Genomic DNA, 26,891 nt, shown 5'->3' on the forward strand with positions numbered 1-26,891 from the left:
CACCGCGCGCCGGCGTCGTCACGCGCGATCGACGCTCGTGCTTCCCGTCCAGCCTTTCGGTATGATCGCCCGTCGCACGATCGCGGCCTTGACCTGAGTCAAGCGCCGCCCGCCGTTGCGAGCTGCGCGAACGACGCACCGGCGCCGCGTAGAAGTGCGCTTCCACACGCGCAAAAAGCCAAAAGCGTCGCTGTACAATGCTCGGGCATCACCGCCGCGCCGCGCCCGCGCAACGGGCACGGCCGACGCAATCGCAGGCGCCGCGCGCCTTGCGTCGAACGGCAACCGTAGCCTCGTGGGAGATTCATGGATTCGGACATCATGCATATCGGCGGACGCATCCGCCGCCTGCGCCGGGAGCTGAAAAAAACGCTGCTCGAAGTCGCCACCGAGGCAAACCTGTCGGTCGGATTCCTGTCGCAAGTCGAACGCAACCTGACCGGCATTTCGATTTCTTCGCTCGTCAACGTCGCCAAAGCGCTGCGCGCGCCGCTCAGCGCGCTCATCGACCAGCCCCGTCAGGATCGGCCGGATTCGCACGAGGGCAGCCGCGAGTCGTACTCGATCCGTCCGACGCAGCAGCGCTACGAGCGCCTGTCGACGACCTTCGCGGGCAGCCAGCTCAACGCGGTCAAGGTATCGATGATGGAAGGCTATTCGTCCGAATGGGTCGCGCATGCCGGCGACGAATTCGTGTTCGTGCTGTCGGGGCATGTCCGCTACACGGTCGGCAAGCAGGACTATCCGCTCGGCCCCGGCGATTCGCTGCACTTCAATGCGCACGAGCGGCATCGCGTCGTGAACGTGGGCAACGAGCCCGTCGAGCTGATCGCGGTCGGCACGCTGCCGCTCTTCGGCGACGGGCAGCCCGCGTTTCCGTCGCTGCCGGGCGGACAGAAGCCGCCGCGCACGCGCGCCGCGCGCAAGAAAATCGAGCCGCCGCCTTCGGCGCAAAAAAACGAACGGCGCAAGGAGGCGCCCGTTCCGCGCGCGGTCCCGACGAATGACGCCGCACACCGCGTCGCGAAAAAAACCACGCGTTGAATGCCGCGCAAGCGACGCCGGCGCGCCGGTCCGCGCCGCCGCTGCGGCTCCCGCCATCGCACGCATCAATTCAATCGGCACATTCGTTTCAACGCGTCGGAAATGAATGGATTGAATTTTCAATAAATCAAAACAAATAAATCCCCCGCCGAAACGCCTCGCCCATCCATTTACAATCATATTTATTTGCGTATTTTTTGCATCTTTAATACGATTTCTGGCGCGGCCGGCGAGCGCCGCCGACGATGCATTTCCTTCGCGATACCCGATGATTTGGCGACTCAAAATCCACGAATAAATCAATGGAAAAATCGAAGCGGCCCATCAATCTCTTTCATAGACCTGCGTTGCAATTCGCCTGACCGGGCCCATCCGGCGTCGGGACCGACCGTCGACGGCGACCACTGGAATCAAACGAACCCACTATGAAAAACAATCAAGTCGATGTACTGATCAACGGCAGCGGCATTGCGGGCGTCGCACTCGCGCACCTGCTCGGAACGCGGGGCCACAGCGTCACGGTGGTCGAGCGTGCGGCGCGCAACCGCGCGCAGAACGGCGCCGATTTGCTGAAGCCTTCCGGCATCGGCATCGTTCGCAAGATGGGGCTGCTCGACGACGTGTTCGCCGCCGGCGGACTCAGGCGCGACGCGATGAAGCTGTTCCACGACAAGGAGCCGATTGCGTCGCTCGACTACCGGGCGTCCAGCGCGCTCGGCTTCTTCATCCTGATTCCATGCGAGCAATTGCGCCGCTTGCTGCTCGCGAAGCTCGACGGCCTGCCCAATGTGCGCCTGCGCTTCGAGACGTCGATCGAGCGGATCGAGCAGGACGCCGACGGCACGGTGACGTCGCTCGCGTTGAGCGACGGCGAGACCGTCGCGCCGACAGTGCTGATCGGCGCGGACGGCGCGCGCTCGATGATCCGCAGCGACGTGCTGCGCGCGCATGCCGAGCGCGTTCCGTATGCGGCGCCGATGGCGTTCGGCACGATCGCGCTCACCGACAGCGTTCGCGAATGCAACAGGCTGTACGTCGATTCGAACCAGGGGCTCGCCTATTTCTATCCGATCGGCAACGAAGCGACGCGTCTTGTCGTCAGCTTTCCGGCGAGCGACATGCAAAATTATCTCGCCGACGCGACGCGCACGAAGCTGGTTGCGCGTCTGGCCGAATTCGTCGGCGACGAGAGCGCCGACGCGATGGCGGCGATCGGCCCGGGCACGGAATTTCCGTCGATCCCGCTCGGGCGAATGAATCTCGACTGCTATCACAAGCGCAACGTCGCGCTGCTCGGCGACGCCGCGCACAGCATCCATCCGATCACGGGTCAGGGCATGAACCTCGCGATCGAGGACGCGGGCGAACTCGGCGAGTGCCTCGACCTGCACCTGAGCGGACAGATCGCGCTCGCCGATGCGCTCGACCGGTTCGAGCGCATCCGGCATCCCGTCAACGAAGCGGTGATCTCGTACGGCCACGCGCTGGCGACCACGTACCACGATCGCGCCGCGCTCCTCGCCAACTTCCGGTCGCAATTGCAGACGAGCGGACGCGACGCCGCGTTGCTGGGAACCGACGCCGAAGCGTGATCGCCGGCGTTCCGCGCGATCGGATCAGCACGCTGTCGCGGGGCCGCGGCGGCGGCGAAGCTGAAACAAGTTGTATCGACGGTCCGTGCGGCCGGGCGCGGCGCAAACGGGACGCGGCCCCGCGCCCGGCGCTCGTCGAGCCGGCCGGTTGCGCGGCGCGCGATCGCGGATCGCCGCGCGTCGCATCACACACCGCAACATCCGATACGATGCCGTTAACCCTCTCTTAAGGCGGATTTGCCAAGCTTGAGTCACCGGCTGCGAGCATGTTCGCCCGCGGCGGGACAGATGGAGGTACGCATCATGAAAACCGCTCTGAAAATGGCCGCGCTTGCCCTGGCGCTCGCCGTTCCGGCCCTGTCGTTCGCGCAGCCGTCGACCGAGGCGCCGATGACGCGCGCGCAAGTGCGCGACGAACTGATCCGGCTCGAAAAGGCCGGCTACCAGCCTTCGAAGAACCAGTATCCGGCCAACATCCAGGCGGCCGAGGCCCGTCTCGCGCCGGCGAACGGCGCGGACACCTCCGGCTATGGCAGCGGCGGCGGCGGCGCGATGCAGTCCGGGCAGCGCGTATCGCCGACGTCGGGCGGCTGGGACACGCCGTATCGTCACCGTTGACCGATGATGCGGGCCTGCGTGCGCAAATCGCGCACGCAGGCCCGCATCGAAAGCGATCGATCGTCATGCCGATCGCCATCGCGCGCTGAAACCGCCGCACGCCGTTCGCATCGCGGCCATCGCGCGTTCGCGCGCGTAACGGCCGCGTTCGCTCAGCGCTTCGCCGGCAGCGGCGGCTCGCCCGCCGTCGTCGCATTGCGCGCCCAGTCGACGAACTCGCTGTCGTAGCGGTTGCCGATGTACGCGACATAGTTCGCGTAGCCGTCGTAATCGCCCACCCGGAAGCGCGACACGATCGTGTCGACGTCCGCGCGATGGCGCTCGAACATGAAGCGCGTCGCCATGTAGCCCCACCGGTATGCGCGCGCGACGTAGTCGCTCGACGAATACAGCGTGCCGAGCACGTCCGAGAACCGGTACGCGCCCGTGTGCGCGGCGTCGATCGATTCCTGGTTGTCGTTCTTTCTCGACAGATATTCGGCGACGCCCTCGATCCACCAGACCGTCGGCTTCGCGGTGCTCGCCGTGAAGTCGCCCGCCATGTCGTAGCGGCCGTCGAGATAGTGCGTGAACTCGTGCTCGAGGTTCCAGACCTTGAACTCGGGCCGCAGCCACGACGCCTCGTGCGCGATGAAGCGCGCCTGGTTGCCGGGCGCGGACGGATCGCCTTCGAGATACATGCCGCCGTTATCGGTGCTGATTCCGTAGATCACCGAAGCATATTTGCGATAGTTCGCGTAGTCATCGAAGATGACGAGCTCGATCGTGTCGTTGCGATCGCCCGCCACCGGCTTGCGCCCGGTCTGCATCATCCTGTGGAAGTAATCGTCCTGCCGCGCGACCGCCGTGCATACCGACTGCAACTGCGGCACCGTCATGTCCTGCGCGAGAATGCGCACGCTCGCGCTGCACGCGTAACGATACTTGAGCACCGCATCGGTCAGCCGCTTCTTGTAGTCGCACGTGCCGTAGTCCGAGCAGTCGCCCGCGTCGCCGTAGTCGACCGCTTCCGCCGCCGCGAGCCACAGATCGCTGTCCGCGCCCGTCATGCTCGTCGACGCGAGCATGTCCTGGATCATCTTCTTCACGCGCGGCTTCTGCGCCGGATAGCGGAGAAAGCGAAACGTTTCGCGCGCCGCGTCGGCAAGCTGATACGCGGCGCTCGTGTTCGACAGGCTCGCGCGGTTCGCGGTGACGAAGCGGTTGAGCGTCTCCGGCAGCGTCGCGTCGCTGTCGAGCATCGGCTGCGCGCCGCTGCGCTGATGCGCGTAGAAAAACACCGTCAGCAAGCCGGTGAAGCCGCCCGCCGCGCTGCGCTGCAGCAGCGGCGCCGCCGCCTGCGGATTCGTCGCGCTCACGGTGTACGACGCGATGCGGCTCTTCAGCGTGGGCAGGTAGTACGCCTCGTCCTTCATGTTCGTGATGAGCTTCATCAGCTCGTTCGCGGTACTCGGCGCGCGCGCGTTCTCACGGTAGAGCGCCTCGCCTTCGAGGCTTTGCTTGATATACGGACGCAGCCACACCGCGAGATTCGGAATCGGATCGGCAATGCCCGATACATCATATTGGTAATACGCGGCGCGCAGATAAATCAGCGAATTGACCAGAATCAAATTGCTCGCATCGTACCGATATATATCCTGTACGAAACGACTCGCGACGGCATGCACGTTTTCGGCATTGAAAATCTGCGTGGCCAGCGTTTTATCGACTGAGAACAGGCCGTAATGGCATTCGTAATCGGGCAGGTTCGCGACGTAATCGGCGAGCGCCGCGCCGTGATACTGGGCCATCACCGACATGTCGCGGCAATCGGCGCCCGGCGCGCTGCGTTTGCTGCGCCTGGCCGGCTGCTTGCGCTGCGAAGGCTTGGTCAGCGCCGCGCGATCCTGCTCGCTCAGCGGCAGGTTGTATTCGGCCTGCTCGGGCGAAACCGGCAGATTCTGCGGCACGCGCGGCATGCGCGCCTGCTTTTGCTGCGCCGGCTGCGTATTGGCCGACGCCGTGCCGATCAGCCCCGCGAATACCGACAACATCACGGCGGCCGACCAGCGACAGGTTTTGCGAGACAGCTCCGCTATTGGCATTTGATTTGCCCTCGGTTATTTTGGAGCGCCGAAGATATAACATCGCCCATCAACAAGTCAATTTAATGAAAGGAAGACAGGTCAATTCATGTTGATTGAATTATTTACCCGTTGGAATCGATTTTTACAATAATTCGATTAACCACCCGAATTTCCGGAGCGACATCCGCAATACGTCCGCGATTCGCGACGGACCGGCGCGCCACGTCGTGACGACGGCGTGACGCAGGACATCGAAAAAAATCGGGGGAGTTTCGCGTCGCCGTGCTGGCCGCGCATGCGGCGCGGCGACGTGAGCCGAGACGACCGCCTGCGCGGCCGCCTCGGCGTCCAGGGCGTCAGTTCCAGGGTGTCAAATCCAGGGCATCAGGCATTGCGCCGAAACTCAGCCGTCCACGCCACTCGGCCCGATCAGGTCCGCACTGGCTGCGACAGGGCTGGAATCGACTGCGAGACCAGTGGCGCCGCGAGCGCAACTGGCGCCGCGTGCGCGCTCAACTGCGTCGCAAGCTGCACGCCGGCCGGTGGCGCCGTCGCGAGCGGCACCGCCGCCGGTGGGGCCGCCGCCGGTGGGGCCGTCGCGGGTGGAACACCCAGCAATGGCACCGCGCTGCTCGCCAGCGTCGCCGAGGCTTCGCTCAAGCGCTCGACGACTGGCGCCAGCGACGCATGAACCGCCTTCAACTGCTCGTCATCTAGCATTCCCATAGCATCATCACCTCCTTTATTTGTCGACGGACAAATGGTGGCGCACCTGACGGGATTCGAACCCGCATTCCCCAGCCCCCAAAACTGGTACTTTTGAAGCCTGCGATTCACGGCCCTCGGCCCGGCTCACTGCCTGCATTGACGCCCTGGAAAGCTGCAGGCGGGTATCGCCCGGCCTACTTCCGCTTCACGTTCGGCCCCATTGTCCGATTAAGCTACAGGTGCAATTCCCGAATCCTTCAATGCCGCAGCAGTTGCTTCAGACTGCTCAGCAATCGATCGACATCGTCCGGGCCGTTGTAGCCCTGGATCGAAATCCGCATGCGGGGCCGGCCGCCGAAACGGTCGACCGACACGTCGATCCCGCATTCGTTGCGCAACCGGTACAAGAGCGCGATGTCGTCCGTTTCCGGCGGCAGTTGTGCGCAGACCATCTGGCCATGCCATTCATGCGCGCCCGGCGGATGGTAGAGCGGCTCGCGCGTCAACGCGGCCACCTCGCGCTGCGCGTCGCTCGCGAGCGCGATGCAGCGCCTGCGCACGCTGTCCCAGTCGTGCTCGCGCTGGAACGCGATCGCGCTCGGCACGCTCAGGAAGGCGGAGATGTCGCGGCTGCCCTGCCACTCGTGATACTCGACGAACTTCGACGGCCCTGGGTTCTTCGGCTCCCAGCCCCAACTGACGACGAGCGGTTCGACGAGCGGCTGCACGTCCGGTCTCGCATACAGGAACGCGCTGCCCTTCGGCGCGCAAACCCATTTGTGCAGGATGCCGACATAAAAATCCGGATCCATCGCGCGCAGCGACAACGGCAATTGCCCGGGCACGTGCGAGCCGTCGACGATCGTCAGGATGCCGCGCGCACGCGCACGCGCGCAGATCGCCGCGACCGGAAACACGAGCGCGGTGGGCGACGTCAACTGGCTGATCAGGATCGCGCGCGTGCGCGGCGTCACGTCGCGCCAGAAATCCTCGACGAACTGCGCGTGCGTCGTCACCGGCAGCGAAACCTTGTGCCGGACGATCCCGAAACCCCGCTTTTGCGCGGTGAAGCGCCACAGTCGCTCGATGCCGCCATGTTCGTGATCGGTGGTGAGCAGTTCGTCGCCCGGGCCGAGCGGGATGCTGCGCGCGATGATGTTGACGCCCGTGGTGCCGTTGCTGACATATACTAGGTTGTCGCGTTCGGTATCCACGTATTCGGCCAGTATCGCTCTCGCCTGCGCCATGCGTTCCGTGAAGCGGCGCGACAGGAAATCGACCGGCTCGCGCTCGAGCTCGTACTGCCATTGCACGTGACGCTCGAACACCGGCCGCGGCGTCGCGCCGTACGCGCCGTGGTTCAGATAGGTCACGCCCGGGTCGAGCAGAAACAACGATTTCAGTGAGTCTGTCATGGCCTTGTCCGATGTTCGAAAATCCGGTCGGCAATCTGGCGGCTGAAGCTCGCCGCCTCGCGCGCGCATGGCGCCGAGGCGGCCCGGGCCTCGCGATCCGCGTCGCGCTCGACCGGCTGTGCGACGCGACGCTCGAACGGCGCCTGAACATCCGTAGCGGCGGCCTCGTGCCGATCGAGTCGCTCGTCGCCGAATGGCAGGACTGCCACGACTACTACCCGAGCTCGATCCGCGCATTCAACCGCGTGCTGCGCGACCTCCATGTCGCGCGCGACGACGTGTTCGTCGACTACGGCTCCGGGATGGGGCGCGCGATCGTCCTCGCCGCGCGCTTTCCGTTTCGCGAACTGATCGGCGTCGAAACGTCCGATCGCCTGCATCGCGCGGCGCAGGCGAACGTCGGCCGCGCGCTGCCCGACGCCGATCGCCGCCGCATCCGTCTGCTGCATTGCGACGCGCGGCGCTTTCGCTTGCCCGATGCCGCGTCGGTGCTGTACTTCTACAATCCGTTTCATGGCGACATCCTCCGCGCCGTGTTCGCCGACATCGAGCGATCGCTGCGGCAACATCCGAGACGGCTGAGAATCGTGTTCAACAATCCGTCGCATTTCCGGGTCATCGAGTGCGATTACGGCTGGCTGCGCAGGCACCGGGAATACGCATTCGAATATCCGATCGCGATCTACGAAACATCCTCCTGCGCGCGCTCGCGCGCATAGAACGGCCGGTCTCCCGCGATCGTCGTCCGATACATCGTGCGCCGGTAGCGCGCCATGTCGTAGTCGGTCGCGCGATGCGCGAGGCAGCGGTTGTCCCACATCAGCAAATCGCCCGCGCGCCAGCGGTGGCGGTAGCCGAACCGCGCCTCGTCGAATGCGATCGCGTGCAGATGCGCCATCAGCGCTTCGCCGTAGCGCTGCTCCATGCCCACGATGCGCCACGGCACGACGCCGCCGATGTAGAGCGCGTTCTGCCCCGTTTCCGGATGCGTCCTGACGACGGGCTGCAGCATGTCCGGCCACACCCGCTTCTGGTCCGGCGGCGGGGCCGGCCGCCGCGGATAGTGGAACGGCAGCGTCTGCACGCGATCCATCACGAACGTGCGGCCGTCGATCCGGGCGCGCAGCCACGCGGGCAGCGCGCGATAGGCGGCCGTCATGTTGACGAAGCACGTGTCGCCGCCCTCGGCCGGTGTCTCGTCGCCGAACAGCAGCGTGCCGGCGGGCGGGCACGCGAGGAAATGGCCGTCCGTGTGCCAGTAGCGGCCGCTGATCGCCGCGCCGATCGGCTTGCCGTCCTTCACGATGTTCGACAGCACCAGCACGTCCGGTTGCCCGTCGCACGCGTTCTCCGCGCGCGTATAGACGACGGGCTCGCCGAAACGGCGCGTGAACGCGACGAGCCGCGCCGGATCGAGCGCCTGGCCGCGAAAGACGAGCAGTCCGAAACGCAGCCACGCCGCGCGGATCGCGCGCACGGTGTCCGCATCCAGACCGGCGCGCGCGTCGACACCGTCGATCTGCGCGCCGAGCGCCGCGGACAGCGGGCGGATGCAAAGCGTCGAGCCGTCAGACATGGATCGCTCCGAGGTGCGCGGGCACCGCTTGCGCGGCGAGCTCGCGCATGCGCGCAAGCCGCGCCGACGCCTGCGCGACGTCGAGATTGATCGCGAGCGCATCGTGACCGTCGCGGCGCGCGAGATTGGGCAGGATGACGAAGCCCTGCGGCCGCTCGCGGCTGAAGATCAGGCCCGCGCGCGACCATGTGTCGACGCACGCGCGAATCTCCGGAATCTCGAACTCCCCCCGGTAGCCGAAACTGCTCACCGAGCGCACGTCGATGCCGGCCGCGCGCAGCCAGGCCCGCACGGCGAGCGGCACATAGACGGCCGTCAGCCGCGGATTGCAGTCGCCGACGAACCAGTACTGCCCGTCCGCGCCCATGCATCCGTCGAAATTGACGGGCCCGCGGTAGCCGCGCGCCGCCAGCGCGTCGAGCAGCGCGCCGCATCGCGCGACCCACTCGCGCGCGCGGCAATCGTCGAGCAGGCCGTCGTCGACATGCAGGCCGAGAAACTGGCGCCGCTGCGCATCGCGATACAACTGCGCCGCCACCGCAACGACGCGATGGCTGCCGTCGTCTTCAATGTAGAAGCTCGCGCCGACGCTCGCCGGGCTGCCCCACGTGCCGGCGGGAGGCTGCAACGCCGGCTGCACGATCAGCGGCAGGCCGGCGCGGCGCCGCGCCTGGCGCCGCCGCAGGTCGACGAGCGTCGCATCGCTCAACGCCACCGTCTCCATCGACGGCGGCAGCGCGCACTCCGAGCGCAGCTCGCGCACGTGCGCCGGATCGTCGAAGCCGTCGGCGAGGAGCCAGCGCCGCACCTCGGCGGCGAACGCCGGCGCGCGCTCGGCGAAGTTCGCCTCCGACAGGATCGCCGATACGTTGCCGCTCGAATCCTGCGACGACTTCAGAAAGAGCCCGCTCGAGGGCGCGCGCCGATCGCATTGCGCGGCGAAACGCGCCGCGAGCGCGGCCCAGTCGCGCATGCGCAGGAACGCGTCGGGCGCGAGCACGGCGCTCGGCGCGAGCGGCGGCCCGCCGCGTATCGCCGCGTCGCGCACGAACGCGAGGAAGCGCGCCTTGTTGTGCCACGCCTGCGCGAGCGCGGCGACGCGCTCGCAGCCCGCGCGATCGAAATCGACCGCGACGCCGCGGCCGCGCAGCAGATCCGCCAGTTCGCCCAGCATGCGCGCGGTGGTCGGCGCCATCTGGTTCGCGACGAAGCCGATTCGCGCGCCGTCGCGCGCGAGCGCATGCGCCGCGCGATCGAACGAGTCGGTCGCCGACAGCGACAGCGTCCGCAAATCGCATCGCACGTGAATGGGCGCCGGCAAGCGCGGCGCCGCGACGCCGTGCGCGGCGGCGAGACGCTGCAGCCGCTCGTCGAGCGTCGCGAGCAGGCGCGCGTAATGCCGCCCGTGCGCGTCGTCGAGCACCAGCAATACGCTCGGCAAGCCGAGCAGGCCCGTGTAGACGAGAAAGCGGTCCTGGCAACGGAACGCGAACGTGTTTTCGGCCTCGCCGCTGTCGAGAATCAGGCCGCCGCCGACGAGAGCGAGCGGCCGCTCGCCGCGCCCGAACGCGAAGCCGGGAAACGCGTGCGTGCCGGCGGCGCTCATGCGCCCCCCGGCGCGACGGCGGCCGATTCGCATGCGTCGAGCGCGCCCGCGACGCGCAGCGCATGCAGCGTCTGCCGGGTCGACTGCGCGCGGCGGCGATGCATCGCGTCCGGCGCGCCGCACGCCGACATCGCGCGGTCGATCTCGCACGCGGTGAGGCCGGCGTCTTCGAGCGCATCTGTCGTGATGCGCGCGTCGGCAAACAGGAACGCGTCGATGAGCCCCGGCCACAGCGGCCGCAGCGCGTCGCGAACGCCGGCCGGCCATTGCGGCCACAGCAGCGTCAGCAGCCGCGAGAAATAGGCGCTGTGCCGGGCTTCGTCCAGATAGTGCCGGCGGAGAAACGTCCGCACGTCCGGCTGCAGGCCGTCGTCGCGCCAGTCGTCGCGAAGCGTGTGCGTGATCAGCGTCTCCGCGACCACGGCCGCACAGAAGCGCAGCACCGGCGCATCGACGCCGGGCAGCGTCGCCACGAGCCGGTCGACGTGCCGCAGGAAGCCGGGCGCGCGACGCGGCCTGTCCGCGCCCGTCGCCGCCCGAACCCGCGTCATCAGCTCCTGCGCGAGCAGCGCATGATACGCCTCGTCGCACTGCACGCGCAGCGCGTCGGCCACGACTTCGTCGCCGTAGTCCGCGTGCAGCGCGCGAGCCGCGATGTCGCGCGCCACCTGCGAGATCAGCGCGTTCTCGAGCGCGACGGTGAAGCTCAGGTGCGCGATCAGCAGACCGCCCGCCGCGCGCTCCCGTCGCGCATCGCGCGCGGCGAGACCGGACAGCGCGCCGCCCGCTTCGTCCGCGATCCATGCGCCCGCGCCGCCCGTCAGCCACGCGCCGGCCGGCATCGACCGCACCGACGCCGCCCGATGCCAGTCGTCGAACGGCGAGCGATAAGCGGCGTCCATGATCACGCCCGATCCCGCATCGACGTGCGCATGCCGACGCCGACGCCTTCCGTCGTCGGGCATTCGACGAAGCAGTCGTACTCGCGCGCGACGAGCTCCACGAACGGCGCGAGCTCGTCGCGATTGCGGGCGATCACGTCGTCGAAGAACGCGCAGCCCGAATGGTCGCGAAAGAGGATGTTGTGGCAGACGAGCAGCGAGCGCGGCGCGAGCCGCGGCAGCGCCGCGCGCAGCAGATGCGCGTAGATGCCCTTGCCGCGCCGCGTCGGGTCCCGATGATCGCGCGGCAGCTCGGCGTCGAGCACGACGAGATCGAACGGGCCGCCGCCGCGCGCGAGATAGTGCTCGCCGGTGTCGCAGACGACTTCGACGCGCGCGTCCGCGTCCGGATAGAGCCGCGCGAGGCTGCGGCGCGCGACGTCGGCGACGCGCGGATCGGGATCGACGAGCACCGCGCCGCCCCCGCATGCGACGATCGCGGGCAGCGCCCACGCGGCCCAGTAGCCGTAATAGCTGCCGAGAAACACGGCGTTGCGCGGCCGGAAAGCCAGCGCGACCGCGAGCAGCAGGCGCCCTTCCTCCGGATAGATATAGGTGCCGAGGCCCTGATGATCGAAGCCGCGCCCGATGCTCGCCGCGACCTGCGCGCACACCGCCGGAAATTCGGCCGGCCACGCGAGGCCCGTCGGGGCCAGCCCGGCGAACGCATGTTCGACGGCCGCATCGATCGACGCGGGAAAGCGCTTCGCGAAGTGCACGTCGTTGGACGGCACGCCGCGGCCGACGAGTTGCGTTCGAACGCGCTCGAGAAACGCCGCGAACTCGGCGCGCGACTGCGCGCCCGCACGAAAGCCGCGATACTCGGGCGCGTCGCGCAGCACGTCGTCGACGAGATCGAATAGGGGACCACTGAACGTAGTCGTCATGCGAGGGCCTCCCCTTGCTGTTTCGCCGCCTCGGCGGGCGATTGCGCGGCGCACGCGCCGGGCCATGCGGCGCCCGCCACCATTCCCGCGCCGCCGAGCGCCTGCCAGAGCGCCTCGGCGACGTGCGGCGCGAACGGCCCGAGGTACAGCACCAGTTGCCGGGTCGCGTCGGCGAGGATCGCGACGTCTTCGGCGCGCGGCGGCTCGCGCTTGCGCATCGCCGCATCGAACGCCTGCAGGCGCTCGAACAGGAACGCGAGATTCTTGAGCGCGAGGTGATAGTCGTGCCGCCGGAAGTCGTCCGCGATCCGGCGGCCGCCCGTCGCGAGCCAATCCTTCATCCGCCGATGCAGCGGATCGGGCCGGCCCGTGGCCGGCGGATCGCCCGCATCATGCGCGGCGGCGACGCCGGCTTCGGTCTCGACGACCCGGTGGACGAACGCCCACAACCGTGCGAGGAACGCGCGCTGCCGGCGCACGAGGTCGTCCGACCAGTTGACGTCGTTCTCGGGCGCGGCCGCGCCGATGATCGCGAGGCGCAGCGCATCGGCGCCGTAGCGCTCGACGATCGACCGCAGGCTCACCGCATTGCCCGCGCTCTTGCTCATCTTGCGGTCGTCCTGCTTGACCATGCCGAGCGCGAGCAGCGTCGTCACGGGCTCCTCGACATCGGCGATGCCCATCCTGCGCAACGCCCGCGCGATCATCCGCACATGGAAGAAGCAGGTTCGCACCTGGTCCGCGCCGCCGATCATCAGATCAACCGGCAGCCACGCGTTCGCGGCCTCGCGGTCGAACGGATCGTCGGCATCGACGCGCTTGCATATCCAGTGGTACCACCACGGGCTCGAATAGGCTTCGAGCGTTTGCGCATCGCGCCGCGCGCTCGCGCCGCAGCGCGGACACCGCACGTCATGGAAGGCCGCGTGGCGCTCGAGCGGATTGCCGGGCCGGCTCAGATCGACATCGTCAGGCAGCCGCACGGGCAATGCGTGCTCGGGCACCGCGACGGGACCGCACGCCGCGCAATGCACGATCGGCACGGGCGGCCCCCAGTAGCGGTTGCGGGCGATGTTCCAGTCCTGCAGCCGGTAGCCGACGAAGCGCTCGGCCTGCCCCGCGGCGAGCATCGCATCGATGTCGCAGACAGCGTGCGCGGCGATCGCGTGCCGCTCGGCCAGCGCCCGGTCCGCCGCCACCGCATCGGGACGGCCGGCGCGCGCCGTATCGTCGGGCGTGTCTTCGACGACGATCGGCAGATCGACGACGCCCGTCGCGCCCGCCGCCTGCGCGCGCTCGGCCAGCACGATCGTCTCGCCGGGCCGGGCCCCTTCACGCATCGCGGCGGCGGCCAGCGGATGCCGCCGCCCCACGACGACGAACTGCAGCCCGGGCAGCCACGCGGCATCGTCGAGCTGCAATTCGAGCCCTTGCGCGCGGCCGCGAACGGGCAGGCGCAAGCGCAGACCTTCGCGCCAGCCGATCCAGTCGCGATGGATCTTCTTCACGTCGTCGGGCCAGCCCGCGAGCCGATCCAGCCCGTCGAGCATCTCGTCCGCGAACGTCGATTCGCGCACGAACCACTGCGGCCGCACGACCGTGCTCACGAGGCTCTTGCAGCGCCAGCAGCGCCCTTCGTCGACGAGGCTCGCGGCGAGCGTCACGTCGCACTGCGGGCACCACGCGGCGGGCGCGTCGCGCCGGAAGCAGTGTCCGGCCTCGAACAGCCGCAGGAACACCCACTGGACCCAGCGGTAGTACGCCGGCACGTGGTATTGCGTGATGCGCCGGCTGTCGTGCCCGAGCCCCAGCCGGACGAATTGCGCGGCCATCGCCTCGCTGCATTCGCGCGCGAGGCGCTCGGGCGCGCAGCCCGCCTCTCTCGCCGCCAGCTCGGTCGGCAGGCCGAACGTGTCGAAGCCGGTCGTGTACAGCACGTTGTAGCCCTGCATCCGCCGAAACCGCGCGTCGGCGTCGGCGAGCACGTAGTTCCGCGCGTGCCCCATGTGCAACTGGCCCGTCGCGAACGGCGGCAACTCGACGATGAACCACTTCGGCCGCCCCGGCCGCGGGTCCGCGTCGAACAAACGCGCGTCGCGCCACGCGTTCTGCCAGCGCGGCTCGAGCGTCTGCGGCCGATACGGCGGCGCGTTGCGCGCACCGGCCGCGCGCGGGGCGCTCATGTCCAGCACTCCACGGCGCGCACGTCGTCGAGATACGCGCGCGGCAGCAGGTCGGCCGCGGCGAGCAGATGATCGAGATAGTCGCGCGTCGGCCTCAGGTTCGGGCGCACCATCGCCGGATTCGCGACGTAGGTGACGGCGCGCGTCAGGCGGCCCGTCGCGCCGTCGCGCACGAGCACGCCGGCGCGACGGTAGTGAAGCGGAACGAGCTCGATCGAATCGAGCGCATCGAGCGCGCGTTCGCTCATCGCGTTCAGCGTGCCCTCGACGCGGCCACCCGCCGCCGCCTCGATGTTGGCGAAGCCGATCCAGTCGTGCCGCGACGAGACCTTGTTGAAGATCAGCCGGTAGCCTTCGACGACGCCGGGCCGCCGGTCGATCAGCGCCTCGCCGAAACGGGACAGCCGCTCGCTCAGCCGCGCAAGGCTCATGTTGGAACCGTAAGCGAAGTAGCAAACCTGGCTCATCGTGTCCCCCGCGCTGATCCGACCGGTTCGTCACGGGCGGATGCCCGGCTCACCTTCGCATCGCGCCCTTCGCCGCCAGGCGGGCGGCCTCGCTCGCCTCACCGCTGCGTCGCGACGCGATCGCGCTTCACGCGCCGCATGTGTGTCGGGCCGGCGTGCTGCCAGCCGCCGCGCGAACGGAGGCGGTGATAGAAAAAAAAATGGGATCGAAGCTCGCGATCTCGGATGCGCCGCGTTCGCCATCGGCTTGCGGCAGCGGCGCGCGCGCCCGCCTCGGTGTGCGCGCACGCCCGATCGCACCGCGCACGCCGTCTCGCGCGCCATCCGGCGGCATCGCGCCAACCATGACGATCGGGACGACCGGGACGATCGCCGGGCATCGGGCGTGCCGATGGCCGGCGCGCGTCGCGTTCGAAGCGCTCGCGCGGCTTCGCGCGTTCGGATAGTTGCGGCATTCGGCGTCCGCGCCGGCGCGGAGCGCGTCGCCGTTCGCGACGCTGCGCATGCGCGGACGCTTTGCGGCGACATCGTCGCGCCGCCGCGCGCTTGCGTTGCAATCGGGGAGCCGCGTGTCGTCGTTCTTGTCGCCGCCTCCGCGCTCGCATGGCGGCGCGTCGAGCCGCGGCCGATTCCCGTCCTGCCTGGTCGTGTTCATGATCTGCCCTTGTCCCCGTGGCTTTTTGCGTCGGACCACCGGACACAAGCTAGATCGGCAAAATGCGCAAATCCAGCTACCAGTTCTGGTAGGCCGCGCGCGCATTCCACCGCAGGAAACGTCTTGCGCGGCTTCTCAACCGAAATCGACGATCAGCGCGTGATATTCGTGCTCGCCGGACGTGAAGCGGCGAACGGGCCGATATCCGAGCTTGGCGACCGCATTGACGGAGCGCGCATTATCGACGGCAATGAAACTGATCGCATTTCCGAATTGCGGTTTCGCCGATGTGATCGCGAGTGCGATCATTTTTTCGAGCAGGCCTTTTCCGCGCGCCACCCGGCTCAGGCACATCGGCCCGAACAGGCACACGGTTTCCGCTATGTTTTTCGACGCATATTCACCGCTCCGTTCGAACGATTCGACCAGCGCATCGATGATCGCGTTGCCGCGCCACGCAGCGAGACGGGAAATGCAGAAAAACCCGGCGAATTCGGCCTGCTCGTACGCGACGACGATGCCGGTGTCGGACGCGAGCGCGCCGATCCGATCCTCGGGAATCTCGGCGGACAAGAAGCCGTTCTTGCGCTCGGCTTCGCTGAGATTGCCGATTTGATTCGCTTTTTGCAGAGAAAGAATATTCGGATAATCGTCGGCACGAGCCATTCTGACTACGGTCGTTTCGGTCATTTCGCCTGTTTTTTGTTTTAAGGAAGGACTGCGATTCTATAGACGATTTCACTTCGCAATTTAGAATGTTCATACGAATTCAACGATTGCGGACAGGTCTTCGCGTCGATTGCTTGCCGCGGGAAAAAAGCCAACCCGAAACGCCGGGCCGTTGATTCGATTGCCGTTTGCCGAAACCGCCGATGCGATGCGCATCCGGCATGCGGACCACATTCACGCGCACGTAAGCGTGTAAAAGTGTTTTTCATTCGGCGTGGCGGACATCGGCCAGCGATTCCGGGCGCGCGCGAACGCCGGCTCGCCGCCCCTTTTCGCGCCGTTTTCGTTCACCCGGCTCGGTTAGAATTCCGTGCAATCAAACCGAAAGCTTCCGTCAGAGGGCAATCGAGCGATGAAGCACGACGACAAGCGGAACAAGCCAAACAAGCCGAACCCACCGATCCTCCGGCTGCTCTCGCGCATCGGCGCCGTCGCGGCGCTCGGCGCCGCCGCCGCGCTGTCGCTGCAGGCCGACGCGGCGCGCACGACGAGCGTGTCGCCGCAAGGCACCGTTGCCGAAGTCCGGCAGACCGTCGTCAAGTTCGACGAGGCGATGGTCGCGTTCGGCTCGGCATCCGCGCCGGACCCCGCGCGCGTCGCGTGCGCCGATCCCGCCGCCGCGCGCGGCCACGGCCGCTGGCTCGACGACAAGACCTGGGCCTACGATTTCGAGAGCGACCTGCCGCCCGGCGCGCGCTGCACGGTCGCGCTCAACGACACGCTGCGCTCGGTCGCCGGCAACGCGGTGACGGGCCCGCGCCGCTTCGCCTTCCAGACGGGCGGCCCGTTCCCGGTGTCGGTGCGGCCGGGCGCGCGCGAGATCGAGGAGCGGCAGGTGTTCGTCGTCAAGCTGAACGGCCCGGCCGACGAGCGCTCGGCGCTCGCGAACATCTGGTGCGAGGCGGCCGGCATCGGCAACCGCATACCGGTCGCGGCCGCCGACGCGCTGACGCGCGCCGCGCTCCTCGATCACTTCCACTGGAAAAAGGACGCCGCGCGCGTGCTGACGCTCGCGTGCGCGCAGGCGCTGCCCGCGAGCGCGAAGATGCAGCTCGTCTACGGCCGAGGCGTCGCGAGCCCGAGCGGCGTCGCGAACGACACCGAGCGGCGCTACGATTTCACGGTCCGCGCGCCGTTCGCCGCGAGCTTCTCGTGCGAGCGCGAAAACGCGAAGGCGCCGTGCACGCCGCTGCGCCCCCTCACGCTGTCGTTCAACGCCCCCGTCGCGCGCAGCGCCGCCGACAAGACCCGGCTGCGCGGCCCGGACGGCGCGATCGCGCCGCGCTTCAAGCCCGACGATCGCTCGGAGGAGGTCACGAGCGTCCAGTTCGCCGCGCCGCTGCCCGCGCAGGCCGCGCTGACGATCGAGCTGCCGCCGGCGCTGCGCGACGTGACGGGCCGCGCGCTGTCGAACGCCGACCTGTTCCCGCTCGCGACGCGCACCGCGCCGATGCCGCCGCTCGCGAAATTCCCGTCGGGCACGTTCGGCATCGTCGAGCGCTTCGCCGAGCCGGATTCGCCCGCGCTCGTGCCCGTCACGCTGCGCAACGTCGAGGCCGATCTGCGCGTCGCGGGGCTGAACGCGGGCGGCGCGCAGTTCTCGAACCTGAAGGTCGAGAACGACAACGAGATCCGCCGCTGGATGCGGCTCGTCGAGCGTTTCGACGGCCGCGCGATGACCGTCGAGTCGATCGACAAGCTTCGCCCCGGCCTGCTCGCGCGCGGCCAGCATCCCGTCTACGCGCCGCTCGCCGCGGGTGAGAGGCCGCCGAAGCCGCAGCGCCGGCAGATCGACATCCGCTCGCTGTCGCTGCTCGCGGGCGAGCCCGGCGTACAGACGCTGACGCTGCCGAAGGCCGACCCGAAGGCGCTGCGCCCGTTCGAGATCGTCGGCGTGCCGATCGACAGGCCGGGCTTTCACGTGCTCGAGCTCGCGTCGCCCGCGCTCGGCCGCTCGCTGCTCGCGAAGCCCGCGAAGATGTACGTGCGCACCGCGGTGCTCGTCACGAATCTCGGCGTGCATCTGAAGCTCGGCCGCGAGAACAGCGTCGTCTGGGTGACGACGCTCGACAAGGGCAAGCCCGTGCCGAACGCGCAGGTGCGCGTGTCCGACTGCAATGGCGACGGGATCGCGGCCGGCAAGACGAACGCGCAAGGGCTCCTCACGATCGACACGCCCTTCGAGCCGAAGCGCGCATGCGATTATTCGAAGGGCGACGGCGACTATTTCGTATCGGCCCGCGTCGACGATCCGAAGACGGGCCCGGACATGGCGTTCGTGCGATCGAGCTGGAATCGCGGCATCGAATCGTGGCGCTTCGACGTGCCGACCGACATGAGCGGCACGCCGACCGTGCGCGCGCATACCGTGTTCGACCGCACGCTCTTGCGCGCGGGCGAGACGGTGTCGATGAAGCACTTCGTGCGCGCGCAAACGCTGCAGGGCCTCGCGTTCCCGCCGCGCTATCCGTCGCGCGCGACGATCCGCCATCTCGGCAGCGGCCAGACCTATCGCGTGCCGCTCGCGTGGGCCGCCGATCACACCGCCGACACGCGCTTCGCGCTGCCCGCCGCGGCGAAGCTCGGCGAATACGGCGTCGAGCTCGAGGACGGCCCCGAGGACGCGCCGAGCGCGAGCTACTACGGCGGCAGCTTCCGCGTCGAGGCATTCCGGCTGCCCGTCTTCAAAGGCTCGATCGGCGTGCGCGACGCGCAGGCGCGCCCGCTCGTCGGCGCGAAGGACGCGCCGCTCGCGGTGCAGATCGATTACGTATCGGGCGGCGGCGCGTCGAACCTGCCCGTGCAGGTGTCGGCGCTCGTGAAGAGCGCCGCGCCGCCGTTCGCCGAGCGCTACCCCGACTTCGGCTTCGCGCCGTACCGCCCGGAAACGGACGACGCCGCGGCCGACGACGACGCGCAGGACGGCGAGGACGGCGGCAGCGCATCGCGCGGCAACGATCCCGACGCGACGAAGCTCGTCGCCGACAAGATCGCGCTGACGCTCGATCGAACCGGCTCGGGCGCGCTGACGTTGAAGGGCCTGCCCGACGTCGACGCGCCGAAGCGCGTCGCGCTCGAAGCGACGTTCGCCGATCCGAACGGCGAAGTGCAGACGATCCGCGGCGACGCGATGCTGTGGCCGGCCGCGGTCGTCGCCGGCATCAAGGCGGGCCACTGGGTGTCGGTCGGCCAGCGCGTGCCGGTGCAGGCGCTCGTCGTCGATCTGCAGGGCAAGCCGCGCGCGTCGGCGGCCGTCGAGATCAAGGGCGTCGCGCGCGTGACGACCTCCTCGCGCAAGCGGATGGTCGGCGGCTTTTACGCATACGACAACCGGAGCGACACGCGCGAGCTCGGCGTGCTGTGCTCGGGCAAGACCGATGCGCAGGGCCGGCTGTCGTGCGACGCGACGCTTTCGCAGGCGGGCGACGTGCAGTTGATCGCGGTCGCGAAGGACGGCGACGGCCGCGCGTCGAACGCGTCGACGTCGGTATGGGTCACGCGCGAGGACGAACTCTGGTTCGGCGGCGAGAACACCGACCGGATCGACGTGATCCCCGAAAAGACTTCATACGAGCCGGGCGAGACCGCCCGCTTCCAGGTGCGCATGCCGTTCCGCTACGCAACCGCGCTCGTCGCCGTCGAGCGCGACGGCGTGATCGAGACGCACGTCGTCGAGCTGAACGGCAAGAATCCGACCGTCGATCTGAAGGTCGGCGACACGTGGGGGCCGAACGTCTACGTATCGGTGCTCGCGCTGCGCGGGCGGCTGCGCGAAGTGCCGTGGTATTCGTTCTTCACGTGGGGCTGGAAGGCGCCGCTCGAATGGGCGCGCGCGTTCTGGCGCGAAGGCCGCCATTACGAGGCGCCAACCGCGCTCGTCGACCTGTCCAGGCCCGCGTTCCGCTACGGCCTCGGCGAAATCAAGGTCGGCACGGGCGCGCACCGGCTCGGCGTCGCGGTGACGACCGACGCGGCCCGCTACCCGGTGCGCGGCACCGCGCACGTGCGCGTGAAGGTCACGCTGCCCGACGGCAAGCCCGCGCCCGCCGGCACGCAGATCGCGCTCGCCGCGGTCGACGAGGCGCTCCTCGAGCTGATGCCGAACCGCAGTTGGGACCTGCTCGACGCGATGCTGCAGCGGCGCGCGTACGGCGTCGAGACGGCCACCGCGCAAATGGAGATCGTCGGCCGCCGCCACTTCGGGCGCAAGGCGGTGCCCGCGGGCGGCGGCGGCGGGACGGCGCCGACGCGCGAGCTGTTCGACACGCTGTTGCTGTGGAATCCGCGCGTCACGCTCGACGCGAACGGCGGCGCGAGCGTCGACGTGCCGCTCAACGATGCGCTCACGCGCTTTCGGATCGTCGCGATCGCGGCGGCGGGCGCGGACCGCTTCGGCACCGGCAGCGCGACGATCCGCAGCACGCAGGACCTGCAACTGATCTCGGGCCTGCCGCCGCTCGTGCGCGAAGGCGACGCGTTCCGCGCGCAGGTGACGGTGCGCAACACGACCGGGCGGAAGATGGACGTCGTCGTGACGCCGCGCGTGCCGGGCGTCGACGTCGCACCGCAGAAGGTGTCGCTCGCGCCCGATTCCGCGCGGGAAATCGCGTGGACGGTCACGGTGCCCGAAGCGGCGGCGGGCGGCGGCGCGGCGGCGGGGGCGCTGAACTGGCGCATCGAGGCGGCCGAGCAAGGAGGCCCGCGCGCGGCCGACGCGCTCACGCTCGCGCAGAAGGTGGTGCCGGCGCTGCCCGTGACGGTCCAGCAGGCGACGCTCGCGCAAGTCGACGGCACGCTGGCCGTGCCCGTCGCGCCGCCCGCCGGCGCGGCGCTCGACGCGCACGGCGCGCCGGCGGGCGGCGTGGCCGTCTCGCTGCAATCGAGGCTCGCCGACGGCCTGCCGGGCGTGCGCCGCTGGTTCGAGCGCTATCCGTACCGCTGCCTCGAACAGCAGGCGTCGCGCGCGATCGGCCTGCGCGATCCGGCGCAATGGCAGGCGCTCGCCGCACGGCTGCCGCTCTATCTCGACCGCGACGGGCTCGCGAGCTACTTCCCGCCTTCGTCCGACGATGCGCACTACGGCAGCCCGTCGCTGTCCGCGTACCTGCTCGTGCTCGCCGATGAGGCGAGCCGCGCCGACGCGCGCTTCGCGCTGCCCGAGGACGTGCGCGCGCAACTCGAATCCGGGCTCGCGCACTTCGTCGAGGGGCGCATCGAGCGCGATGCGTGGGCGCCGCGCCAGGATCGCGACCTGCGCAAGCTCGCGGCGATCGAGGCGCTCTCGCGCCACGGCGCCGCGCAAGGCCGGATGCTCGGCTCGATCGAGATCGCGCCGAACCAGTGGCCGACGTCGGCCGTCCTCGACTATCACGCGATCCTCGCGCGCGTGAAGGACATCGCGCAGCGCGACGAGAAGCGCGCGCAAGTCGAGCAGATCCTGCGCGCGCGGCTGACGTATCAGGGCACGCAGCTCGTGTTCTCGACCGCGCGCGACGACGACCTGTGGTGGCTGATGACGAGCAACGAGACGAACGCGGCGCGCCTCGCGCTCGAGTTCGCCGGCGACGCGGGCTGGAAGGACGAGATGCCGCGCGTCGCGGCCGGCCTCCTCGCGCTGCAGAAGAACGGCGCATGGCAGACGACGACCGCGAACGCGCTCGGCCTGCTCGCGATCGAGCGCTTCTCGCGCGCGTACGAGAGCGCGAGCGTCGCCGGCACGACGAAGATCGCGCTCGGCGGCGATGCGCGTTCGGTCGCGTGGTCGCAGCCCGCGGGCGCGAAGCCCGCCGTCGCGACGCGCGCCGCCGCCGCGCGCGGCGTGACGCTGCCGTGGCCGCGCGGCGCGCGCGCGCCGGGCACGCTGTCGATCGTGCAGGAAGGCAGCGGCCGCCCGTGGGCGACGATCGAAAGCCTCGCCGCGGTGCCGCTGCGCGCGCCGTTCGCGGCCGGCTACCGGATCGCGAAGACCGTCACGCCGGTGTCGCCCGCGGTCAAGGGCGTGCTCACGCGCGGCGACGTGCTGCGCGTGCGCGTCGACATCGACGCGCAAAGCGACATGACGTGGGTGGTCGTCAACGATCCGATTCCGGCCGGCGCGACGATCCTGGGCTCCGGGCTCGGCCGCGATTCCGAGGCCGCCACGCAAGGCGAGGGCGAAAAGTCGCCCGATGGCGCGCGGCCCGCGTTCGTCGAGCGCGACTTCGACGGCTATCGCGCGTACTACGACTATCTGCCGAAGGGCAAGCTCACGGTCGAGTACACGGTGCGCGTGAACAACGCCGGCACGTTCGGGCTGCCGCCGACGCGCGTCGAGGCGCTGTATGCGCCGTCCGTGTACGGGCTGTGGCCGAACCCGCCGATGACGGTCAAGCCGGCCGACGCGGGCAAGCCGTGAGCGGGCGATGAACGGGTTCGCACCGATGCTCGCGCGGCTGGCCGCGCCGTCGGCCATGCGCCGCGCGCTCGCCGCCGCGATGCTCGCCGTGCCGCTCGCCGCACATGCGCTGCCGGCCTACGACGACGTGCGGCGCGACTGGCGCAGCTCCGACTGGGTGCTGCTCGCGCGCGACGGCGCGCCGCTTCAGCGCACGCGCGTCGACCTCGCCGAGCGGCGCGGCGACTGGATCGCGCTCGCCGACGTGTCGCCCGCGTTTCGCGAGGCGATCGTCGTATCGGAAGACAAGCGCTTCCACGCGCACAGCGGCGTGGACTGGCGCGGCATCGCGGGCGCCGCGTGGGGCAATCTGTGGAACGAGCGAACGCGCGGCGCGTCGACGGTGACGATGCAACTGGCGGGCCTCCTGAGCGACACGCCGCGCCGCTCGGGCCAGCGCTCGCTGCCGCAAAAGGCCGTGCAGGCGATGAACGCGCTGCGGCTCGAACGCGGCTGGCGCAAGGACCAGATCCTCGAGGCGTATCTGAATCTCGTGCCGTTCCGCGGCGAAACGGTCGGGCTCGACGCGATGTCGCACGCGCTGTTCGGCAAGGCGCCGTCGGGGCTCGACGTGCGCGAATCAGCGGTCGCCGCCGCGCTCGTGCGCGCGCCGAACGCGTCCGCCGCGAAGATCGCCGAGCGCGCGTGCCGGATCCTGCGCGACATGCGCGCCGAGCAGCCGTGCGAATCGCTCGACGGCTACGTGCGCTTCGTGACGTCCGCCCCGCCGCCCGCCGCGCGCGACGACGGCGAAGCGCTCGCGCCGCACTTCGCGCGGCGCGTCGCGGCCGAGGTGAGGCCCGGCGCGGGCGCGCGCGTGCGCTCGACGCTCGACGCGCCGCTGCAGCGCTTCGCGCGCGACACGCTCACGCGCGCGCTCGCCGAGCTGAACGCGCCCGCCCAGCGGCGCAACGTGCAGGACGGCGCGGTCGTCGTGATCGACAACGCGACGGGCGAGATCCGCGCGTGGGTCGGCTCGTCGGGCGCGCTGTCCGCCGCGCGCGACGTCGACGCGGTGCTCGCGCCGCGCCAGGCCGGCTCGACGCTCAAGCCGTTCCTCTACGCGCAGGCGATCGACGAGCGGCGGCTGACCGCCGCGTCGCTGCTCGACGACGCGCCGATCGATCTCGCCGCGGGCGGCGGCCTGTACATCCCGCAGAACTACGACAAGCACTTCAAGGGCTGGGTCAGCGTGCGCACCGCGCTCGGCGGGTCGCTGAACGTGCCGGCCGTGCGCACGCTCGTGCTCGTCACGCCGCACCGCTTCGCGCGCACGCTGACGGCGCTCGGGCTGCCGCTCGCCGAAGAAGGCGACTACTACGGCTTCAGCCTCGCGCTCGGCAGCGCCGACGTCACGCTGCTGTCGCTCGCGAACGCGTATCGCGCGCTCGCGAACGGCGGCGTCGCGCGCGCGACGCTCGACGTGCCGGGCGGCGGCGGGAACGATGCCTTCAGGTCGCCGCGCTCCGCGTCGAGCGTGTCGAGCGTGTCGAAGTCGGCGATTGCGACGTCGGCGGCTACCAGGTCAGCGGCTTCCACGGCGGCGGTTTCCACGACAGCCGCTTCGAAGCCGGCCGCGTCCAGGCCGGCCGCGCCGCCCGCGCGCGCCACGGCCGGCACGCGCGTATTCAGCGAGGCCGCGAGCTACATCGTCACCGACATCCTCGCCGACAACAACGCGCGCGTGCGCACGTTCGGCTTCGACAGCCCGCTCGCGACGCGCTTCTTCTCCGCGGTCAAGACGGGCACCAGCAAGGACATGCGCGACAACTGGGCGGTCGGCTACACGTCGCGCTACACGGTGGGCGTATGGGTCGGCAACGCGGACGGCTCGCCGATGTGGGACGTGTCCGGCGTCACGGGTGCGGCGCCCGTGTGGGCCGCGATCGCAGGCTACCTGCACCGCGATCTCGCGAGCCGCGCACCGCGGCCGCCCGCGGGCGTCGAGCAGCGCCGCGTCGCGTTCGAGCGCGACGTCGAGCCCGCACGCCCCGAGTGGTTCGTCGCCGGCACCGCGCTCGACACGGTGCGCCTCGCCGCGCCCGCGACGACCGGCGCCGGCGGGCCGCGCGCGCCGCTTTCGATCGGCGCGCCGACCGACGGTACAATCTTCGCGATCGATCCGGACATTCCGCCGAAGCATCAGCGGATCTGGTTCGAGCGCGCGGCGGGGCGCGCGGCGCGCTTCTCGTGGCGGCTCGACGGCAAGGTGATCGGACACGGCGACCGGCTCGCGTGGATGCCGTGGCCGGGATCGCACCGGCTCGAGCTCGTCGACGCGCGCGGCGATGTCGCGGACGCGGTCGGCTTCGAGGTGCGCGGCGCGTTCGCGAGGACGGCGGCCAATCCGAAGCCGTGACGCGGCGAGCGGCCGTTCTCGTGGCAACGGATGTGCGTTCCGTATGTCAACAGACCCTGAGATGGCCGCGAGCAATGCGCCGCGGAGGCCGCCATGAACCGACCAGATTCCTATCGTTCGCTGCTGAACATCCCGGGCTTGCCGCCGCTGCTCGTCGCTGCGATCTTCTCGCGCCTCGCCGGACGGATGTTCGTCCTGACGCTGGTGCTTTTCGTGCTGGCGCGGTTTTCGTCGCCCGAGTGGGCCGGATGGCTGACGTTCGCCGCGATCGCGCCCGGGCTGATCGTCAGCCCCCTCGCCGGCGCGATCCTCGATCGCGTGGGACCGACGGCCGCCGTCGGGATCGACTTTGTCGCGAGCGCCGTCTTCGTCGCCGCGGTCGGCGTCGCCGGCTGGGCCGGCTCGGCCACGCACCGTTCGCGCCCGATGCGCCGGCCCGCGTCGCGCACACTTCCCCCGCGACGGCGCGCACTCACAGCGCATCGAGAAACTGCTCGAGCACCGCCTTCATCTTGCGGATCGCCGCGTCCGGCAGCAGCATCACGAGCTTCGCGACGAAGCCGATCGCGCCGAACGCCTTCACCCGGTCGACGGCGCCCGTCTGGACATCGGCCGGCACGACGATCACGAACGCGTTCAGGCCGTCCTCGCGAATGCGCTCGAGCCCCGCGCCCTTGCCGACCGGCTTCGTCGTGAAGAACGGATCGAAGATCCGCTCGAGGTTCTCGGGCGCGATCCCGCAGCCCGCGTCGGCGACCTCGAACCAGATCCGCGCGGCATCGCCCGCGTCGATGCCCGCGCGGATCGTGATCGCGTCTTGCGCACGCGCGCGAGCCCTTCCTTCGATTCGTCGGCGAGCGCCGGCGCGAGCTGCGGCTGCCGCTCGGCGACGAGCCGCCCGACCGCGTGCGCATGCGCGATCAGCGCGTCGAGATAGCCGCCGAGCGTATTCACGTTCGACAGCACGAACCCGACCGGATTGTTGATCTCGTGCGCGATGCCGGCGGCGAGCTGGCCGATCGCCGCGAGCTTTCCCGACTGCAGCAGTTGCTGATGCGCGTGCGCGAGCTGGCGATTCAGGTCCGACAGCTCCGCATGGCGCGCGGTCAGCTCGGCGAGCGCATCGGTCAGCCGCTTCTCGCGGTTTTCCAGCGCTTCATGCGCGATGCAGATATCGGTTGCGTCGACGATCGTCACGCCCACCGCGCCGATGCCGCCGCCTCCGTCGTCGAGCGGGACGAAGCTGCAGTTTTGCCGCATCGCGTCGATCGTGCCGGTGATCGGCCGCGAATGGTCGAAGCGGAACAAATACGAACAGACCTGGCCGATCGCGTTCTCGCGCGAGCGGCCCGTGTGGTACTGCATGACGCCGTTCCACGCGAGGATGCGCATGTCGCGGTCGACCGAGAACACGCCGCAATTGAGCTGCTCGACGATCGCTTCGGACATCTGCATGCTGGCGGATTCGGACATGGCGCGGTTCGGTTCGTGCGGAATCAGGTGAGAATCGGACGGAAAGCGGCCGGCGCATCGCGCAGGACCGAAAAACCGCTTCCCACAACCCGGATGACGGCCGCATCGAATGGCCGCCCCATACGGGGAATCCCTG

The 26,891-nt window shown here is 69.5% G+C and carries 18 protein-coding genes and 2 pseudogenes; 6 read left to right on the forward strand and 14 right to left on the reverse strand.

Going from position 1 to position 26,891, the window contains the following annotated elements:
- Positions 1-306 precede the first annotated feature (306 nt).
- The 3 genes from WT16_RS19200 (at position 307) to WT16_RS19210 (ending at position 3,254) form a co-directional block, all read left to right on the forward strand.
- Positions 307-1,044: an XRE family transcriptional regulator gene (locus WT16_RS19200; protein ID WP_015604048.1), complete on the forward strand. Its 738-nt coding sequence runs from the start codon at positions 307-309 to the stop codon at positions 1,042-1,044.
- 425 nt (positions 1,045-1,469) lie between these two features.
- Positions 1,470-2,636, forward strand: a complete 1,167-nt coding sequence (locus WT16_RS19205) for an FAD-dependent monooxygenase (protein ID WP_015602781.1) — start codon at positions 1,470-1,472, stop codon at positions 2,634-2,636.
- Between the two features lie 303 nt (positions 2,637-2,939).
- Positions 2,940-3,254 (forward strand): DUF4148 domain-containing protein, encoded by a 315-nt coding sequence (locus WT16_RS19210; protein ID WP_063534899.1) that lies wholly within the window; start codon positions 2,940-2,942, stop codon positions 3,252-3,254.
- A gap of 152 nt (positions 3,255-3,406) precedes the next feature.
- On the opposite strand, the gene WT16_RS19215 is transcribed toward WT16_RS19210, so the two are convergent.
- The 3 genes from WT16_RS19215 to WT16_RS19225 form a co-directional block, all read right to left on the reverse strand.
- Positions 3,407-5,341, reverse strand: a complete 1,935-nt coding sequence (locus WT16_RS19215; protein WP_059930109.1) for a collagenase — start codon at positions 5,339-5,341, stop codon at positions 3,407-3,409.
- A 411-nt stretch (positions 5,342-5,752) separates the two neighbouring features.
- Complete coding sequence (locus WT16_RS34480; RefSeq protein WP_059930111.1) at positions 5,753-6,049, reverse strand: hypothetical protein; 297 nt, start codon at positions 6,047-6,049, stop codon at positions 5,753-5,755.
- A gap of 239 nt (positions 6,050-6,288) precedes the next feature.
- Entirely contained in the window at positions 6,289-7,446 is a 1,158-nt protein-coding gene (locus WT16_RS19225) for an aminotransferase class V-fold PLP-dependent enzyme (RefSeq protein ID WP_059930113.1), read from the reverse strand.
- A gap of 11 nt (positions 7,447-7,457) precedes the next feature.
- On the opposite strand from WT16_RS19225, the gene WT16_RS19230 reads away from it, so the two are divergent.
- Positions 7,458-8,165 (forward strand): class I SAM-dependent methyltransferase, encoded by a 708-nt coding sequence (locus WT16_RS19230; protein ID WP_063533978.1) that lies wholly within the window; start codon positions 7,458-7,460, stop codon positions 8,163-8,165.
- On the opposite strand, the gene WT16_RS19235 is transcribed toward WT16_RS19230, so the two are convergent.
- The 8 genes and pseudogenes from WT16_RS19235 to WT16_RS19270 form a co-directional block, all read right to left on the reverse strand.
- Positions 8,129-9,022 carry a TauD/TfdA family dioxygenase gene (locus WT16_RS19235; RefSeq protein ID WP_063533979.1) on the reverse strand — a complete coding sequence of 298 codons (894 nt, stop codon included), beginning with the start codon at positions 9,020-9,022 and terminating at the stop codon, positions 8,129-8,131. The two genes, WT16_RS19230 and WT16_RS19235, sit on opposite strands and share 37 nt — an antisense overlap.
- Positions 9,015-10,628, reverse strand: a complete 1,614-nt coding sequence (locus WT16_RS19240; protein ID WP_063533980.1) for a hypothetical protein — start codon at positions 10,626-10,628, stop codon at positions 9,015-9,017. Before WT16_RS19240 ends, WT16_RS19235 begins: the two co-directional genes overlap by 8 nt.
- Positions 10,625-11,536: a diiron oxygenase gene (locus WT16_RS19245; RefSeq protein ID WP_171845205.1), complete on the reverse strand. Its 912-nt coding sequence runs from the start codon at positions 11,534-11,536 to the stop codon at positions 10,625-10,627. The genes WT16_RS19240 and WT16_RS19245 overlap by 4 nt, the downstream gene beginning before the upstream one ends.
- Positions 11,533-12,456, reverse strand: a complete 924-nt coding sequence (locus WT16_RS19250; RefSeq protein ID WP_059930119.1) for a class I SAM-dependent methyltransferase — start codon at positions 12,454-12,456, stop codon at positions 11,533-11,535. Before WT16_RS19250 ends, WT16_RS19245 begins: the two co-directional genes overlap by 4 nt.
- Positions 12,453-14,639: a class I tRNA ligase family protein gene (locus WT16_RS19255; RefSeq protein WP_063533981.1), complete on the reverse strand. Its 2,187-nt coding sequence runs from the start codon at positions 14,637-14,639 to the stop codon at positions 12,453-12,455. The genes WT16_RS19250 and WT16_RS19255 overlap by 4 nt, the downstream gene beginning before the upstream one ends.
- Positions 14,636-15,106 carry a gamma-glutamylcyclotransferase family protein gene (locus tag WT16_RS19260; protein WP_063533982.1) on the reverse strand — a complete coding sequence of 157 codons (471 nt, stop codon included), beginning with the start codon at positions 15,104-15,106 and terminating at the stop codon, positions 14,636-14,638. The genes WT16_RS19255 and WT16_RS19260 overlap by 4 nt, the downstream gene beginning before the upstream one ends.
- A gap of 98 nt (positions 15,107-15,204) precedes the next feature.
- Positions 15,205-15,761: pseudogene (locus tag WT16_RS19265) on the reverse strand (hypothetical protein).
- A 135-nt stretch (positions 15,762-15,896) separates the two neighbouring features.
- Complete coding sequence (locus WT16_RS19270) at positions 15,897-16,451, reverse strand: hypothetical protein (RefSeq protein WP_063533983.1); 555 nt, start codon at positions 16,449-16,451, stop codon at positions 15,897-15,899.
- A gap of 391 nt (positions 16,452-16,842) precedes the next feature.
- On the opposite strand from WT16_RS19270, the gene WT16_RS19275 reads away from it, so the two are divergent.
- Positions 16,843-22,884, forward strand: a complete 6,042-nt coding sequence (locus tag WT16_RS19275; protein WP_063533984.1) for an MG2 domain-containing protein — start codon at positions 16,843-16,845, stop codon at positions 22,882-22,884.
- A 7-nt stretch (positions 22,885-22,891) separates the two neighbouring features.
- Positions 22,892-25,282 (forward strand): transglycosylase domain-containing protein, encoded by a 2,391-nt coding sequence (locus tag WT16_RS19280; RefSeq protein WP_063533985.1) that lies wholly within the window; start codon positions 22,892-22,894, stop codon positions 25,280-25,282.
- A gap of 110 nt (positions 25,283-25,392) precedes the next feature.
- Here WT16_RS19280 and WT16_RS19285 read toward each other — a convergent pair whose 3' ends face one another.
- The 3 genes and pseudogenes from WT16_RS19285 to WT16_RS19290 form a co-directional block, all read right to left on the reverse strand.
- Positions 25,393-25,692: a hypothetical protein gene (locus WT16_RS19285; protein ID WP_231892082.1), complete on the reverse strand. Its 300-nt coding sequence runs from the start codon at positions 25,690-25,692 to the stop codon at positions 25,393-25,395.
- Between the two features lie 62 nt (positions 25,693-25,754).
- Positions 25,755-25,910: a hypothetical protein gene (locus WT16_RS34485; protein ID WP_171845213.1), complete on the reverse strand. Its 156-nt coding sequence runs from the start codon at positions 25,908-25,910 to the stop codon at positions 25,755-25,757.
- Between the two features lie 33 nt (positions 25,911-25,943).
- Positions 25,944-26,755: pseudogene (locus WT16_RS19290) on the reverse strand (ATP-binding protein); the annotation flags it as partial.
- Between the last annotated feature and the right edge of the window lie 136 nt (positions 26,756-26,891).

This window comes from Burkholderia sp. MSMB1589WGS (assembly GCF_001636105.1).
Classification (GTDB): Bacteria; Pseudomonadota; Gammaproteobacteria; order Burkholderiales; family Burkholderiaceae; genus Burkholderia; species Burkholderia humptydooensis.